Annotated in this window: 17 protein-coding genes; 3 read left to right on the top strand and 14 right to left on the bottom strand. The window is 39.3% G+C overall.

What is annotated here, in order from left to right; translation table 11 throughout:
* Positions 1-65: 65 nt before the first annotated feature.
* The 7 genes from ACT3RN_RS06140 to ACT3RN_RS06110 all read right to left on the bottom strand — a co-directional run bounded on the left by ACT3RN_RS06140 (position 66) and on the right by ACT3RN_RS06110 (position 6,724).
* Entirely contained in the window at positions 66-815 is a 750-nt protein-coding gene (locus tag ACT3RN_RS06140; protein WP_192517990.1) for an electron transfer flavoprotein subunit beta/FixA family protein, read from the bottom strand.
* 455 nt (positions 816-1,270) lie between these two features.
* Positions 1,271-1,834 (bottom strand): DUF421 domain-containing protein, encoded by a 564-nt coding sequence (locus tag ACT3RN_RS06135; protein WP_192517991.1) that lies wholly within the window; start codon positions 1,832-1,834, stop codon positions 1,271-1,273.
* A gap of 252 nt (positions 1,835-2,086) precedes the next feature.
* Positions 2,087-2,299, bottom strand: coding sequence for a cold-shock protein (locus ACT3RN_RS06130; protein WP_057758834.1), 213 nt, complete (start codon positions 2,297-2,299; stop codon positions 2,087-2,089).
* Positions 2,300-2,633: 334 nt separating this feature from the next.
* Positions 2,634-3,059 (bottom strand): hypothetical protein, encoded by a 426-nt coding sequence (locus ACT3RN_RS06125; protein ID WP_192517992.1) that lies wholly within the window; start codon positions 3,057-3,059, stop codon positions 2,634-2,636.
* 271 nt (positions 3,060-3,330) lie between these two features.
* Complete coding sequence (gene ilvC / locus ACT3RN_RS06120) at positions 3,331-4,347, bottom strand: ketol-acid reductoisomerase (protein WP_192517993.1); 1,017 nt, start codon at positions 4,345-4,347, stop codon at positions 3,331-3,333.
* A 167-nt stretch (positions 4,348-4,514) separates the two neighbouring features.
* Positions 4,515-5,012 (bottom strand): acetolactate synthase small subunit, encoded by a 498-nt coding sequence (ilvN, locus tag ACT3RN_RS06115; RefSeq protein ID WP_192517994.1) that lies wholly within the window; start codon positions 5,010-5,012, stop codon positions 4,515-4,517.
* Positions 5,012-6,724 carry an acetolactate synthase 3 large subunit gene (locus tag ACT3RN_RS06110; protein ID WP_225739044.1) on the bottom strand — a complete coding sequence of 571 codons (1,713 nt, stop codon included), beginning with the start codon at positions 6,722-6,724 and terminating at the stop codon, positions 5,012-5,014. The genes ilvN and ACT3RN_RS06110 overlap by 1 nt, the downstream gene beginning before the upstream one ends.
* A 1,024-nt stretch (positions 6,725-7,748) precedes the next feature.
* On the opposite strand from ACT3RN_RS06110, the gene ACT3RN_RS06105 reads away from it, so the two are divergent.
* Positions 7,749-8,252: a DUF4124 domain-containing protein gene (locus ACT3RN_RS06105; protein WP_192517995.1), complete on the top strand. Its 504-nt coding sequence runs from the start codon at positions 7,749-7,751 to the stop codon at positions 8,250-8,252.
* A 24-nt stretch (positions 8,253-8,276) separates the two neighbouring features.
* Here the strand turns inward: ACT3RN_RS06105 and ACT3RN_RS06100 are convergent, their stop codons facing one another.
* Positions 8,277-10,049 carry an NAD(P)H-hydrate dehydratase gene (locus tag ACT3RN_RS06100; protein ID WP_192517996.1) on the bottom strand — a complete coding sequence of 591 codons (1,773 nt, stop codon included), beginning with the start codon at positions 10,047-10,049 and terminating at the stop codon, positions 8,277-8,279.
* A 210-nt stretch (positions 10,050-10,259) separates the two neighbouring features.
* On the opposite strand from ACT3RN_RS06100, the gene queG reads away from it, so the two are divergent.
* Positions 10,260-11,489, top strand: coding sequence for a tRNA epoxyqueuosine(34) reductase QueG (gene queG / locus ACT3RN_RS06095; RefSeq protein WP_192517997.1), 1,230 nt, complete (start codon positions 10,260-10,262; stop codon positions 11,487-11,489).
* 100 nt (positions 11,490-11,589) lie between these two features.
* On the opposite strand, the gene lysM is transcribed toward queG, so the two are convergent.
* The 6 genes from lysM to ACT3RN_RS06065 form a co-directional block, all read right to left on the bottom strand.
* Positions 11,590-12,099, bottom strand: a complete 510-nt coding sequence (lysM, locus tag ACT3RN_RS06090; protein ID WP_192517998.1) for a peptidoglycan-binding protein LysM — start codon at positions 12,097-12,099, stop codon at positions 11,590-11,592.
* Positions 12,100-12,380: 281 nt separating this feature from the next.
* Entirely contained in the window at positions 12,381-12,617 is a 237-nt protein-coding gene (acpP, locus tag ACT3RN_RS06085) for an acyl carrier protein (protein WP_025652201.1), read from the bottom strand.
* Positions 12,618-12,887: 270 nt separating this feature from the next.
* Entirely contained in the window at positions 12,888-13,622 is a 735-nt protein-coding gene (gene fabG, locus ACT3RN_RS06080) for a 3-oxoacyl-ACP reductase FabG (protein ID WP_318779500.1), read from the bottom strand.
* The gene (gene fabD, locus ACT3RN_RS06075) at positions 13,613-14,581 is read right to left on the bottom strand and encodes an ACP S-malonyltransferase (RefSeq protein ID WP_192518000.1); all 969 of its coding nucleotides are present in this window, start codon (positions 14,579-14,581) and stop codon (positions 13,613-13,615) included. The genes fabG and fabD overlap by 10 nt, the downstream gene beginning before the upstream one ends.
* A 434-nt stretch (positions 14,582-15,015) precedes the next feature.
* Entirely contained in the window at positions 15,016-15,198 is a 183-nt protein-coding gene (gene rpmF, locus ACT3RN_RS06070; protein WP_068408434.1) for a 50S ribosomal protein L32, read from the bottom strand.
* Positions 15,199-15,535: 337 nt separating this feature from the next.
* Positions 15,536-16,129: a YceD family protein gene (locus ACT3RN_RS06065; protein WP_192518001.1), complete on the bottom strand. Its 594-nt coding sequence runs from the start codon at positions 16,127-16,129 to the stop codon at positions 15,536-15,538.
* A 184-nt stretch (positions 16,130-16,313) separates the two neighbouring features.
* Between ACT3RN_RS06065 and ACT3RN_RS06060 the strand changes: the two genes are divergently transcribed.
* A partial coding sequence (locus ACT3RN_RS06060; RefSeq protein WP_444518521.1) for an elongation factor P hydroxylase occupies positions 16,314-16,709 on the top strand: 396 nt, incomplete at its 3' end.

The raw sequence follows: 16,709 nt of genomic DNA, 5'->3' as shown, positions 1-16,709 counted from the left end.
TGATGTAGAGAATACCAAATCAATCCAAACAGATAACTCTGCACATGATATGCCGTAGTGAAGTATTAAATTACTTTAGCTTCATTTTTTAGCTTCTCAACCAACTCATCCACTGAACCCACTGTAATACCAGCTTGACGTTCAGCAGGTGGCACAACTTTAACAATCTCTTGCTTAGAGGTCATATCAACACCAAAATCAGCTGGTGTTTTTTCATCGAGTGGTTTTTTCTTCGCTTTCATGATGTTAGGCAGCTTTGCATAACGTGGCTCATTTAAACGTAGATCAGTCGTGATAACTGCGGGCAAGTCAAGCGCAACTGTTTGCAGCCCGCCATCAATTTCACGAGTCACATTTACTTTGTCGCCTTCAACCTTCACTTCTGATGCAAACGTACCCTGACCGATACCCATTAATGCTGCTAGCATCTGACCAGTTTGGTTGTTGTCATCATCAATCGCTTGCTTACCCAATAGGATAATATCAGTAGCTTCAGATTCAGCGATATTTTTTAGAATTTTGGCAACTTGTAATGGATATGGTTTCTCGTCACTTACTACTAATACACCACGATCAGCACCTAGCGCTAGGGCTGCACGAATCTGCTCTTGTGATTCTTTTGGGCCAATTGAAGCAACAATAATTTCATCAATCACACCCGCTTCTTTTAGACGAACCGCTTCTTCTACTGCGATTTCATCAAAAGGGTTAATTGACATTTTAGTGTTTGACAAGTCAACGCCAGAGTTATCGGCTTTTACACGAACTTTTACGTTATAATCAATGACACGCTTGACCGCTACTAATGCTTTCATACGTTCCTCGTTTATTAATGTTATGAGTTAAGAATTATCAGTTAAGAACCAAAGGTTCGTTGTGGTTCAAATTGTCGTTCAAAATACTGCTCAAGGTTATTACTACATCAACAGAATATTGTTAACTAAGAAAGATGAGCCAATATCTAACCACATATTAGCATTGTATTCCTTACTAATGAAATCTGCTAAAGCTAGGCCAACCGTTATTATCAGACTTATGTATCTTGCGTCAGCAGGCAGATAAGGTCAAGACAACGCCGTGAATAATGCGTCATAAATTTGTCAACATTCTATAACAAACACTCTATAAGCACTTTATTCTACGAATTTTATAGATGAACACCCTTAAATGCTCGTACCTTTATAGCATTCTCAGCCTTGAGATTACTTAATATTTTGTTATTATTTACCTCTTTGAGGTTAATGGATAAAAATAATTAGTAGGTTTAGATCTATGATTCATCCCTTTTATTAGAATCGATCAATAATTCACTGTCTCGTATATCGTCAAATAAAGACCAGTCAGGTTCGACATCATTATTCTTAATGACGCTCATATCACCTGTGGTTTCCATGATAACGGCAAACACTTCTGTTTTTGCTTTAATACCATTTTTACGTAGAACTTCCTGAACATCACTAGTGCTAAGACTTGCCTCTTTTAGGTTATCGTCTAAATACTCGCCATGAGCCATCAGAATAATAGCTTGATTATCGATCAAGGACTTCAACGGCTTTACGTTTCGTCTAATAACTGAGATGAAACCCTGTATCAAAAATAGCACTGCAACCGCAAACAGCCCTTGCAATAGAGACGGCTTGTCCGCCAATACAGTCGATGCCAATATACTACCAATACCAACTGTCATTGCAAAATCATGGCTTGATAACTTAGAAAAACTGCGCAGGCCCATCAATCGAGTAAATAACATTAACCCCACGTAAAAGCCTACTGCAGATAAAGAGATTCCGAGTACTTGTTGCCAGTCAATTGAAAGCCAATTCTCCCACTTCATAATACAACCTTATCTATTGTATCTATATTAAATCAATTCTTATTATTACCTGACGATGCTCATCGTCAAAATCAATAGCACTTTATTACTACCAAAAAAATTATATAAAAAAAGCAACCTGATAAGAGGTTGCTTTTTTTTAAAATTGAGACAGTATTTTTATTGTTTTAATCAACAAAGTAATCAATGCATATTGATAATCTTGTAGTAATCAAACTGACTGAAACCCAGTTAGTTCAATAACTGATGCGATTAGATAGCTTCGATTTGCTCAGCCTGTGGACCTTTTTTGCCATCACCTAAGATGAACGACACTTTTTGGCCTTCGGCTAGAGTTTTGAAGCCATTACCTTGGATAGCGCTGTAGTGAGCGAATACGTCTTGTCCGCCATTGTCTTGAGCGATAAAACCAAAACCTTTAGCTTCATTAAACCACTTTACAGTGCCTTCAACTTTATCTGACATAAATTTTCCTAACTCTTTAACTGTTGGCGAGACGTGTGTCATCACCGATTAATTGATATATATCCAAATATTTTTTTGCCCAATGCAACAGTCAAAACCACTAAATTACCCTTAGATAACTTAATATTTTTACCTAAAATATTTCAGATACATCTTGATTATAGCAGCTTTTAGTAATCACAACAGGTTAAATTGATGATTTTTGTAAAAAATTTAAGCTCATTGTTGACACTCATGTAATTCATATTATGTTATATAAGATACTGATATAAAATAAAAAAATATCAACCTGTACTTATAGTAAAAAAATGATAGCAATAATTTAAGGTGTTTTCTACTGAGTAATAGGTAACCAAGGCGAGCTCAACACTAACAGACATAACGCAAAAAATATGAGCGAAAAAGACTGACTATAGGCAATATACTTATCTGGTATCACTAAGTCTTTGGGAGAATCAGGGATACCTTTACGTTTTAATAAGCGTGTTCCATATACCCAGCCAAAGGTTGTATAGATGCCATAAGCAGCCGGTACGGTGATAGCTAAGGGTGTCAAATCAATCACGTATAGAACGACCACAGAAACAAAGAACCATGTAGTATCTAGAAATGAGCCAATTTGAAAAAACTTAGACTTAGGCAATTTTCCACCTGTCTTTTTAAGCATCTCTCCTTCTATCCAAATTAAAACTGCTACCACAGCGCTAAGAGTAATATACACGAATTGCGGCGTTAGCCAGTCAGGATAAGATATTTGCACAACACACAACCTGTAATCTATAGAAAAGTAAAAATGAACGAATCATTTGATTGATGTAATAGCTCAAAACAAGATCAGTTTTTTACTGAATAAACGGCAAACAACTAACCTTAAGCTTGTTTATATTGGGTAATATAAGTAATTTTCAACCCACACTAACGGCTTACGATAAAAACATTGAGTAAATACAGCCCATAAAAAAGCCCACGCTATCAAAAGATAACGTGGGCTTTTTTTAAACTAAATAGATTTGTTATAACTGACTATCAGTTTAGTTTTTGTCTTTATCGATAATTTTATTACCGCCAATCCATGGCATCATACCACGTAGCTTGGCACCTGTGGTTTCGATTGGATGCTCTGCATTGTTACGACGGCGAGCTGTCATAGATGGGTAGTTAGTTGCGCCTTCAGAGATGAACATCTTCGCATATTCACCAGACTGGATGCGTTTCAGTGCATTACGCATTGCTTCACGTGATTGCTCGTTGATAACTTCTGTACCAGTCACGTACTCACCGTATTCAGCATTATTACTGATTGAGTAGTTCATGTCAGCGATACCGCCTTCATACATCAAATCAACGATAAGCTTGAGTTCATGTAGACACTCAAAATAAGCCATTTCTGGTGCATAGCCAGCTTCTGTTAGTGTTTCAAAGCCCATTTTCACAAGCTCTACTGCACCGCCACAAAGTACGGCTTGCTCACCAAATAGATCGGTCTCAGTTTCGTCTTTAAACGTTGTTTCGATGATACCTGAACGACCACCACCAACACCAGCAGCATATGATAGTGCTAACTGTTTGGCTTGACCTGAAGCATCTTGGTAGACAGCGATAAGGTCAGGAATACCACCGCCTTTAGTGAATTCTGAACGTACAGTATGACCTGGTGCTTTTGGTGCAACCATGATTACGTCAAGATCATCACGTGGAACGACTTGGTTGTAGTGAATGGCAAAACCATGAGCAAATGCTAATGTAGCACCTTGTTTGATGTTTGGTTCGATAACATCGTTATAAAGCTCTTTTTGGAACTCATCAGGCGTCAAAATCATAACGACATCAGCTGCTTGTACTGCTGCTTCTACTTCAGAAACTTTAAGACCAGCATTTTCAGCTTTTTTCCATGAACCAGAGTTGGCACGTAAACCAACAGTCACATCAACATCTGAATCTTGTAGGTTAAGCGCGTGCGCATGACCTTGTGAACCGTAACCAATAATAGCGACTTTTTTGCCTTGGATAATCGATAGATCACAATCTTTGTCATAATAAACGTTCATAAATACAGTCCTTTTTCTCAATCATGGATAACCATGGATAGTAAACGCAGATACTGTCGCTAATGTTATAAAACACCAGCTAAGATAAGCGTTATGTTAATTTAAAAAACACATTTTAACCAAATAAAATTTCTATTAAATGCTAAGTTGGTCGGGCACTACGTTGATCAGATACTTAACGTTTTTTCGCCACGAGCAATACCGATCACACCCGAGCGTACCACTTCCATAATACGTTCACGACCAATCACGTCGATAAAACCATCAAGCTTGGCTTTATCACCAACGATTTGAATCGTATATAGGTTGGCATTTACATCGACAATTTGTGCACGGAAAATATCTGCGTTGCGCTTAATTTCTTCACGCACGCTACCAGTCGCTCGAACTTTTATCAGCATCAATTCACGCTCAATGTGTACATTTTCTGATAGATTCAGCACTTTAACCACTTCAATCAATTTATGCAATTGCTTTGTGATTTGCTCAATTCTTTCAGGTGATGTAATGGTGGTCACGGTCAAACGGGAAATACTTGGATCATCGGTAGGCGCGACGTTTAACGTCTCAATATTATAACCACGTTGTGAGAACAAGCCGACTAAACGCGACAACGAACCCGCTTCGTTTTCCATCAATACCGAAATCAGATGTTGTTGTTGCATTAGGTACGCTCCCCTTTTGTTAACCACATATCACGCATTGTCTGTCCAGCAATTTGCATCGGATACACATGCTCATTACGATCGACATAAACGTCGATAAATACCAGTTTGTCTTTCATAGCCATGGCTTCAGCTAGTTGTGCTTCCATCGTTGCAGGATCAGTAATCTTGATACCTACATGACCATAGCTTTCGGCTAATTTAACGAAGTCTGGCAATGAATTCATATATGACTGTGCGTGACGACCTTCATATAGCATGTCCTGCCATTGCTTAACCATACCAAGCTGGGCATTATTCAGGTTCAAAATTTTAACAGGCAAATTATATTGTAAGCAGGTTGACAGCTCTTGGATATTCATCTGAATAGAGCCTTCACCAGTAATACAAACCACATCACGCTCAGGATTGGCAAGCTTTGCTGCCATCGCATACGGAAGACCAACACCCATGGTACCAAGACCACCAGAGTTCAACCATTGACGCGGCTCATTATAGGTATAGTAGAGCGCTGCAAACATTTGATGCTGACCGACATCACTGGTGATAATAGCATTACTGTTAGTCACTTTATCTAGGGCTTGTACAACACTTTGTGGCTTAATACCATTATCTGTACTGGTGTCATAACGTAAACCATGACGCTTACGCCATTCATTAATCTGTGACCACCAGTCTAGCAATGCATGCTGCTCAAGCTGTTTGTCATCACCGACGATATCTAACATATCAGTCAATACTGACTTTACATCGCCAACGATTGGAATATGCGCCAAAATAGTTTTTGAAATCGACGCAGGATCGATATCAATGTGGATAATTGTCGCATTAGGGCAGAATTTTTTGACATTATTGGTCACGCGATCATCAAAGCGTGCACCTACTGCCAAAATTACGTCAGCATGATGCATGCTCATATTGGCTTCGTACGTACCATGCATGCCCAACATTCCTAAGAACTGACGATCAGAACCAGGGAATGTACCAAGACCCATCAAAGTATTGGTCACTGGCAAATTTAGGCGATGTGCAAGATCTGTCAACTCTTCGTGAGCTTTGCTCCAAATCACACCACCACCAGCGTAAACAACAGGGCGCTGGGCTGCTAATAGCGTTTCTACTGCTTTTTTGATTTGACCACTGTGACCTTTTAATGACGGCTGATATGAGCGTATAAATACTTCTTCTGGATATTTATACGCGAATTTTTCACTAGGTGCAGTCATGTCTTTTGGCACATCAATAACAACAGGACCTGGACGTCCAGATTGGGCAATATAAAAGGCTTTTTTGACAATCATTGGGATTTCGCTAGCATGGCGCACTTGAAAGCTATGCTTAACGATAGGACGTGAGACACCAACCATATCTGTTTCTTGGAAGGCGTCTTCACCGATGAGGCTACTTGGTACCTGACCTGCGATAACCACCATCGGTACCGAATCCATAAAAGCAGTAGCAATAGCAGTCACTGTATTGGTTGCACCAGGACCTGATGTTGCCAATACAACACCTGTATGACCAGTTACTCGTGAATAAGCATCCGCCATGTGACCCGCTGCTTGCTCATGACGCACTAAAACATGCTCAATATTCTCTTGTTGGAATAAAGCATCATAGATATGAAGAACAGCACCGCCTGGATAACCAAAGATGTATTTGACACCTTCATCCGTTAGCGCCTGCACTAGCATCTCAGCACCAGACAGCATCACAGGCTGCTGACTACCTTCAGCAAGGCGTTGTTGTTTTTCTTCAAAATTTTTGGCGGCATTACCCGTTTGGGTATGTCCAGTCATATTCGGACTTTGCGTGGTTTGCGTCACTGTCATCACCTTTATTTTTGGCAAGAAGTAGCATTACTTTATCAAAGAAGACAACAATGTTTACACATGGTTATTCATCTCATAAAAATGACTGCTAATACTTATCCATATCAAGAATGTGTACACGCTATATTTCAGTAAGCTTGCCTTTAAGACAACATGCTACTCAAACACGGCAATATAGTAAGGTCAGTTATATGACAAGGCTTTATCGATGTACAGTGACAAGATGCGAGTGCATCTATAAAAGACGCTTATTATTAATATCAGCAAGCATTTATGGATGTATACATATGGATGTATACAGAGGTATTAAAATCGATAGACAAATTAACCCTCATGACCAATAGTACGATGCAATATCGTTAAATATTACAATAGGTCCGTTCAGAGTATCTTGTCACGCAATCTTGTCACGCAATCTTGTCACGCAATCTTGTCACGCAATCTTGTACCATGCTTAATACAATTGCTAACGCTATTACTTAGCGTAATTTAAATAATAAGTTTATCTTAGTCATTGTAGACAGATAAGTCCGGAGACAATGTCTATAGTATTGAATAGCTACCATTATATGCATGCTATTTTTTCTATATCATTATCACAAAGAAAACGAAACTGCGTAAGCTACCGATAAGTAACCCGTAGTTTTCACTTTCAAGTGCCACGGCAATATTATAAAAGCCGCTCACTGACCAATCAACGGCTATTATATTCGACGCTTTGCGCGCTATTGTCAAGCAAAACTTCTAAAGCCTATGCCTAACTATTAGTTATTAAATAATATGCATTCATAATGATTATTTGCTAGAATCAAATGCTGGTACATTTTTAGTACCATTCACACACTAAAATGTTATATTGACACATATATACACAACTATTTTTTAAATTAAGAGGATTGCTACAATGGCATATGCATCTAAGAAAAATACTGCTGCCAAACTACTTGTCAGTATGAGTGCAGCGTGTATGCTAATGCTGTCAATGAATGCCAGTCAGGCTGTTCAGGTTTATAAGTCTATCGGTACCCATGGCGAAGTAAAATATAGCCAACATGAACCGCAAAATGGTAAAAATGTTGAGCTAATCGAATTCCGTAGTGACGGCAGACGAAGCAACGCTGGAGAAATGGCAGGTAAAACAGATCCTAATCAAAACAATAATACCCAAAGCGCAGAAGAACAGCGAATCGCAGAACTTGAAACACGCCTTAAAGAACAAGATGCACAGGAAAATGCTCAGCGCTGCCAATCACTACGTAACAACTTGACAAACCTAAACGTTGGCGGACGTATCTATGAAATGGATGACAATGGCCAACGTCAATATCTAGACGGTCGTGAGATTGAACTCAAACGTGAGCGTGTACAGCAAGCAATTGACCAATACTGTGCCAACACATCTACCTAGTTTTTAACTCTTAGTACTGTTTAATTAGTACTTTTCAATCATCAACTCCATAGTATGACGAATGGCTACAGGCATATCTTGAGCTTGTAGCCCTCGTTGTCCTATCAAAAATCTGTTGTTCTGCTCAGTATTAAAGTGATGAGATTGGCTAATCAATATATCTCCTGCTAGACCATGTATAAGCACTGCTTGATGCAAACTGCGCATCTCTTTTGCCAGATCTTGTTGTGCAGATAATCCCGCAACGATGCCAGACAACACATCACCCATACCGGCCGTTGCCATACCAGCATTACCTACACTGCAGACATAAACCTGTATAGAATCTAAGCATTGCTCTAATATGAGCGAGCCTGCCCCTTTTAACACCCAGTTTCCACCATACATCTCCGCACACTGCTTTATAGCATGTAATCTATCTGACTCTATCTCCGTTATTGTTTTATTCAGCAATCTAGCCATTTCACCACTATGCGGTGTCAGTCTAACCTCATTATCAACGCTATAATCTCGTAGATCAGTGACCAATTTATGGCTTTGCATCTGTAGTGTTGCTAAATGATAGAGTCCATCTGCATCGATAACGATTGGTTTTTTCGATACTATTGCGGCTTGAATATAATTTATAAATAAGGATTGTGCTTTTTCGTCACGACCCAACCCCATGCCAATCGCTACCACACTGACATCACTAATTAAACGCTGCACACCTACAGTATCATGTAAATTAATAGTCATTGCATCTGGTAACGAGGTCAATAGCGCACCATGAAAATCTTCATGACAAGCAACGGTAATCTTACCCGATCCTGTCGCCATCGCACTCGAAGCAGATAGTATCGCGGCTCCGCCCATACCTTGTGATCCATCCACACGATTGCCACCGATGATCAATACATGACCATAGCTGCCCTTATAGCTATTTTGACGCCGTGAACTAAGACCATGTCCAGTAGCCATCAGCTTGGCTACAGGTATAAATTCTTTATGACTCACTTTATATGGTATCAACGGTATATCAATAACCTGTCCGCTATAATCCATACCGTCTTTGGTATGCAACCCAAACTTGCGTGCAATCAAGCACAAAGTCACGTCAGCTTCTACCGCTACTCGGTCAAACACCTCACCAGTAGAAGCGACCAAGCCACTTGGAATATCCACAGCGATAGCCAGTACATTATTTCTTTGAGATAGTTGATTAAAAACACTAATTGCCTGCTTATAAATACCACGAGGTGCACGATCTAAGCCTATACCAAATAGTGCATCAATATAAACATCAGACTCAAGAGCGGTTGTATTTATACTACTTTGACTGTCACTATGATCTTCAAATCGTAGATAAGGGCAGCCTTCAGATAATGCTATTTTCATAGCCTTACCTGCTTCAGTTATTGGACTTGCAGCATTGGACACTTTCGCCTGACGACTTATATCAAAATCATAATTATCGAAACCAACGGTTATTACTTGTACCTGCCAGCCAGCTTGCTGTAGATAATAAGCAATTAACCAACCGTCACCACCATTATTGCCTTTCCCGACCCAAACATTCACTCGATACTGAGCAGTATGATGATAAGAAGAGTTAGTAGAGGGCGAAGGAGAACCTAGAGATTTTTGCTCATAAAGCCGTTCAATATGTCGGGTCATTTGCCAAGCCGCTTGTTGCATTAACCCAAAGCTATCATGACCTTCACCAAACCATGCTTGCTCTATAGCGTAAAGCTGTTTACTGCTATAGAGCGATATAACTCTCTTTTGACTTGTTAAAAAATGATTTATTACCTGCATGATTAACCCTCAACTATTGCCATTCGTCTGTTTCAAGACTACTTTAAAAGCCCATTACTCAAACCTACTTACCTTTCTCTATTATTAGCTTAGCAAAAGCTCACTTCAATTTATGTATCAATCTCAGTGAAAGTTTATTTTCTTTTATGCTTGCGCTATAAGCTCACTGCCTTATCATAGCGGTATTCACATCAATACCTGCTATCACACATGAATAATTCATCTAAAACAAACGCATCCACTTCTACAACCAAGAAAGCGACTACTACGCCAGTATCCAATGACCTGCCTGACAATCAAATCATGGTTAATAATACCTTAGCGTTTACCAGCACAGTGGATGTCAAACAATGGATTAAAGCCCAAGCACAAAACTTAGGGTTTGCTGACTGCGGTTTCCTATCCGTGCATCATCCTTTATTTGCAAAACAAATTATAAAATTGCAACAATGGCTAGATAAAGGTTATGAAGGGCAATTGCAGTTTATGCATAATAATCATCATTTACGTGCAAACCCTGAACAGCTTGTAGATGGTGCAAAGACCATTATTAGCGTACGTATGGATTACCTGAGCCAAGCCCCGAAACCTCGTACGGTTACTGACAACGACCACCCCAATCAAGGTATCATTGCGCGCTATGCTAGAGGGCGTGATTATCATAAGACGATGCGTAGTCGTTTGAAACAATTGGCACTCAAAATAGAAGCCATGCTTCCTGAATGGCAGCATCTTGATATCGGATCAGAACAAGATTTTATTTTTAGGCCTTTTAGTGATTCTGCTCCTATTTTTGAGCGGCCTATTGCCGACGCAGCGGGGCTTGGCTGGACAGGAAAGCATACACTTCTCATCAACAAAAACGCAGGCTCATTTTTTGTTTTGGGTGAGCTATTTATCAGTCTTAAGTTGCCTGATGACAAACCTATTAAAGAGCATTGTGGTAGTTGTAGCGCTTGTATTGATATCTGCCCTACCCAAGCGATTGTTGCACCCTATCAGCTCAATGCCTCAGCCTGTATCTCTTACCTCACGATTGAACACGATGGTATTATTGACACAAAATACCGCCGTGCTATTGGTAACAGAGTCTTCGGTTGTGATGACTGCCAACTTATCTGTCCTTGGAATCGCTATGCCAACCTCACACCTGTAGAAGACTTTGCACCACGGCATAATCTTGATAGCAGTAGCTTATTGGAGCTGTGGCAGTGGCAAGAAGCTGAATTCATGAAAAAGACCGAAGGTAGTCCACTGAGACGCACCGGTTATGTGAATTTTTTACGTAATATTGCTATTGCCCTTGGAAACGCAAATGCTAATACAGAAACCATTACTCAATTACAGTCGAAACTGGGTCTGCATAATGAGATGCTTGATGAGCATATACTTTGGGCCATAGCTGAGCAGCAAGAAAAATTAAAGACGATTACGTCTTAGAACTATTTTATCTAAATAAATTTCTATCTAAACAAAAAATGCCTCTTATTCATAAGAGGCATTTTTTTGACACATGTTTTTGTGCTATTTAGTATGAATGTTATGGCTTAGGAATACGCAACACTTGACCTGGATAAATCTTATCTGGGTCAGACAGCATGGGTTTATTGGCTTCAAATATTTTCAGATAATCACTGGCTGAACCATAAACTTCTTTAGCAATTTTAGATAAATTATCGCCAGACTTTACTGTGTACATCGTTGACTCAGGGGCGTCTTCTTCGATATCAATATTATCAATTACTTTCGCAACATTCTGTACATTACCAATAGCAATGATTGCTTTTTCGCGGTCTGCTTGTGTCTTCGCCTTACCACTAATTTCAGCAGTATCCGTTGAGCCATTGTATTTGATCTTTAGCTCACTAATATTTAGATCCTGCTGCTGAACACGACGCAGCAAAATATTTGCTACCGACTGCGCTGAGGGCTCACTGCTTTTGACTGGTGTATTAGCCTCTGCTTTGGTTTCTGATTTTGCATCATGTTTGTCTTCATCTCGATTAAAAATCTTATCACCGATGTCTTTTGCAAAACTGAACATACCCATAAACTTACTCCTTAAAGTATCGTTAATTATTTTAATAGTCTTTATTTTTCTAATAATGAATGCCACTTAGCATCACCATTTTCACTTACTATTATGATTATAAGTAAAATCCAGCATGGTAGATAGTAATCGTATGTTGAATAATGTTTATGTGACGTAGCTTATGTTAACATCGCCACTAATCAAATAAACACATCCTTTTTATAAGAAATAATAGACATAAAAAAACCGCCTATCTACTAAGATAAGCGGCGATACAAAACTGACTCAGCTATATTAAATTATAGCTGTGCTTGTACATAATCAATTGCTTTTTGAACAGTCGTTAATTCTGCTGAATCTTCATCAGGAATAGTAATGCCAAAATCGCTTTCAAATGACATAACCAACTCAACTAGGTCTAGTGAATCTGCTCCTAAGTCTTCCATAAATGAAGCATCGTTGTTGATATCTTCAACATTCATACCTAATTGCTCAGCTACTGCTGCCTTTACTCTTAGCTCGGTATCGTTACTCATGTAGATTTCTCCTTTTTGATCTATTATTTTGACAAATCACTATAGTTCTGCGGTTAGAGTCTATAGTATTGTATATAAAATGAGGTTTTCAGATTAGCCTGGCTGTCTGAATGCTTTATAACAGCTTATACGTTTTGACTCATGTTTAGCCAAGCCTTGCTATAATACAGGGCTTTGACCTAAAAGTGTCCGTCATTATAACACCCTTTATTATAGTTTACACTCGTTCACACAGTTTTTTATTGTCACTATGTAACACTTGTGCGTCACTTACATATACATACCACCATTGACAGGAATAACCGCGCCTGTGATGTAGCTAGCCTCATCGCTGGCTAAGAAATATACTGCGGCTGCGATGTCTTCTGGCTGCCCCAAACGGCTGATAGGTACAGCATCTAACATCGAGTTTAATAGGCGTTCGTCAAGCTCATCAGTCATATCAGTTTCGATCAAACCTGGAGCGACGCAATTGATCGTAACTTGTCGAGACCCGATTTCGCGTGCTAGGGTACGGCTAAAGCCTTCCACCCCTGCTTTGGTAGCAGCATAGTTAGATTGACCCGCATTGCCCATCTGAGCAACAACAGAGGTAATATTGATAATACGACCACGGCGTGCTTTCATCATTCCGCGTACTGCACGTTTACTCATTCTATAAATCGAAGTTAGATTGGTATCGATGACGTTTTCCCAATCCTCATCTTTCATACGCATGAGTAGTCCATCTTGCGTGATACCCGCATTATTAACCAATACTTGTACCGCACCATAGACGCTTTCAATCTCTTCAAACAGCTTATCAATTTGCGCAGTATCACGTACATCTAAAACGCGGCCAATACCACCACTATCATGAAGATAACTATTGATAAGCTCCGCACCTTTCTCAGTGGTGGCTGTGCCAATAACGAAATGACCTTCTTTAGCAAAGCGTTTGGCAACAGCCTTTCCAATACCACGGCTCGCGCCTGTTACTAATGTAATCGTACGGCTCATGATAATAACTCCATTAACTTCTCAAGGCGGGCAGATTTATCGGTAGGATAACTAGTAATTGGTTGTGCTTGACGCTTGGCCAAATTACTTAATACGTTGCCACTGCCACATTCTATTAAGGTATTAACTTGCTTGTCAGCAAGCTCTTGCATCGTTTTTGACCATAATACTGGTTGGCTCAATTGCTCAGTCAAGGCCTGTTTGATACCCAATGCACTAGTCTCGACACGTGCATGACGGTTTTGAATAACAGGAATCTCTGCTGATTCAAACTTAATGTCCGCCAATATTTCAGCCAAAGCACTACTTGCAGGCTCCATAAGTGCACAATGAGATGGGACACTGACCTTTAGAGATATAGATTTCTTGCCAGTATTTTGCACTTTATCTATGACTGCATTAACACCGATAGTATTACCTGATATCACTACTTGGCCTGGACTATTGAAGTTAGCTGCGCCAACAATGGCATCATCAACATGCTCAGTTGCTTGTTCACACAGGTTTTCAACCCGATTGTCTTCAAGCCCTAATACAGCCGCCATAGCCGTATCAATACCCACAACAGCCTCTTGCATTAGTTGACCACGCTTATGTACCAACTTTACTGCATCAGCAAGTGATATGACATTAGCAGCACAAAGCGCACTATACTCACCTAAAGAGTGACCAGCTAAATAACAAGGTTTTGTGGTTATTTTTTGTTGTAAGACACGCCAAATTGCTATGCTAGCCACCAGTAATGCTGGCTGAGTATATTGAGTTTGATTGAGCTTTTCTTCATCTTGACAGATTGCCCATAAATCCTCACCCAGTGCCTCGCTCGCTTCGGTGAAAGTATCACGAATTTCTGGATAGGTCTCAGCAAGCTCGCTAGTCATACCAACGACTTGTGATCCTTGTCCAGGGAAAATTATTGCAATCCGCATGGGCTGCTTGTTTGCCATATCGGGTACAGAGGCCATAACCAATATTCCTTATTTAATTGGAAATACTCCTAAAAATAACGAGACTTGTTATATTATTAGGTACGACTCACAGCCGTTACTTCCGTTATTTATTTGGAAAAATGAACTATCAGTAAACTATACACTGACACAGTCTATTATTATAGCGGACAACACCTAAACAAGTGCAGCAAAGAATACCGCTAAAATTATAATCATAGATTGTATCAGGTCGTTTTCATATTTACCAAAAACTAGAGCTAAAAAAATTTGCGTTTTTACTCTGAAAAATAATAGCAAAAAGCCAAGTTATCTAGCTACATAATATATGATAGCGAAATAACTTGGCTTTCTTTAGCTCAAAATCCATTGCTGAATAACAGCTAAACAAAAGTAATAATAGTCACCAGTACTATCATTACTTTTGCACTAGCTATTGACCAGCAAACAAATTAAGCATCTTGACTTACTTTAAACAATTGACGACCACGGTAAAAACCATCTTTTGTCATGTGATGACGACGATGTTTTTCACCAGTAGTAGCATCTATGCTCAGCTCAGCCACTTCCATGCGATGGTGTGAACGGCGCATGTCACGACGAGAACGGCTTTTACGACTTTTTTGAACAGCCATGATATAGCTCCTATACTTAAAAGGGATAAGCTTAAAATTCAGCTTTAATCGATACTGACAGAGGCTATATAATCACAACAACCTAAGTCTTACGCATCATTAGTTAAATAGATTGCCACCTACATAAAGTGCTGACTACGTCTAAAAGCTATAGCAAATTTGTCTAGTCAGCTTTTATCCGCAAGCAACTCGTTGCTAGAATGCAATAAACCGGACATTATACGCATGTTTAATGGATTAATAAAGCCCTGCCTCTCACTCTTCTGTAGAAAGTTGATAAAAAGTATCACAAATCTAGTAAGTAGTACATTTATATATGAGTTGTTTTCTGGTGAAGCTATAACTTACCTTTTAATGAGGCTAAAGCAGCGAAAGGATTCTCACTTTCTTCTTCCTCTGGAATTTCACCAAACTGCTCTACCATCATCTCACAATCATCATGCTTGGGTGCCATTGGTGTTTTCAGCAGAATTTCATCTTCAACTAATTTCTTGAATGGCAATAAACTCTCTGGTGATTGCTCTGTAATGACTTCTTCAAGCAATAAATAATCTTGCTCTTCATCAACCAAGCGCACTTGGCTTTCTTTTTCGAGTAGAGCAATATTATAATCATCAGATAATTCGATAGCCACTGGCTGCAAACAACGCTGACAAGTCAACCAAACATTACCCGTCAACGTAAATGCCAAGTGTAAGACATTGTTATGGCGGTATAAATCAGCACTAATCGATATTTTCTTCTGTTCATGCTCAGTGCTCAGAATAGCCTCAAGACGTTTGAAAATGCTCGGCTCTACGTCTCCTGACCATTCGTAACCAGTGTCTGCCCATTTGTCTAAAGAGATGTACTCAGGCATACCAGTAGATACAGGCACTTTTTTGTTGTCAGTGTGAGATTCTGAAAGCTTAGTTTCGGGAGTGCTTGACATGCGCGGCCTCATTCGTCAAAACGGTGTATAATATTGCCTGCCATACTAACGGAAAGCACTAAATGACGCTAGCGCTAGTATGTTAATATTTTTGATATTGATACTATTTTATATGACCTATTTTTTATTTTTATAAAAAAGTCATAATTTCCATTTTATCACTTATTTGACTAGCCTCTTATTTATGAACTCGTTTAATAATAAAACTGATTTTTCTAATTTGCTCTGTCCTTTAGAAGCAAAAATACTACTGCAGCGCCTCACAGAACTGATGCTTAATATTAAACCTACCTCTATTAACTCATTAGAGTTTGCTAGGTATAAACACTTAGAAATATTAAAAAATGAATACCACCACCTATCCAGCTCCGAAGCTGTTGATAACACCTTACAATTAACCGGACACAGCGAGCAACTAGCTACCGAGTGTCTTATCCAATTATTCAATACTTTATTTTCTGATCAGAATGTAATATTGGTTCGTAGCAAAGGAGAGCCTGAATACTTTCCTGCACAAAATAATGAACCTGCTAGAATTGAGTTTGCTCATGGCTTTTTTGCCAGTGCATTGCACGAATTG

This window comes from Psychrobacter sp. AOP5-GZ1-6, assembly GCF_052376345.1.
In the GTDB taxonomy this organism is placed as follows: Bacteria; Pseudomonadota; Gammaproteobacteria; order Pseudomonadales; family Moraxellaceae; genus Psychrobacter.
The sequence above is the reverse complement of the archived record's forward strand: the minus strand, read 5'-3'. Positions and strand labels throughout refer to the sequence as shown.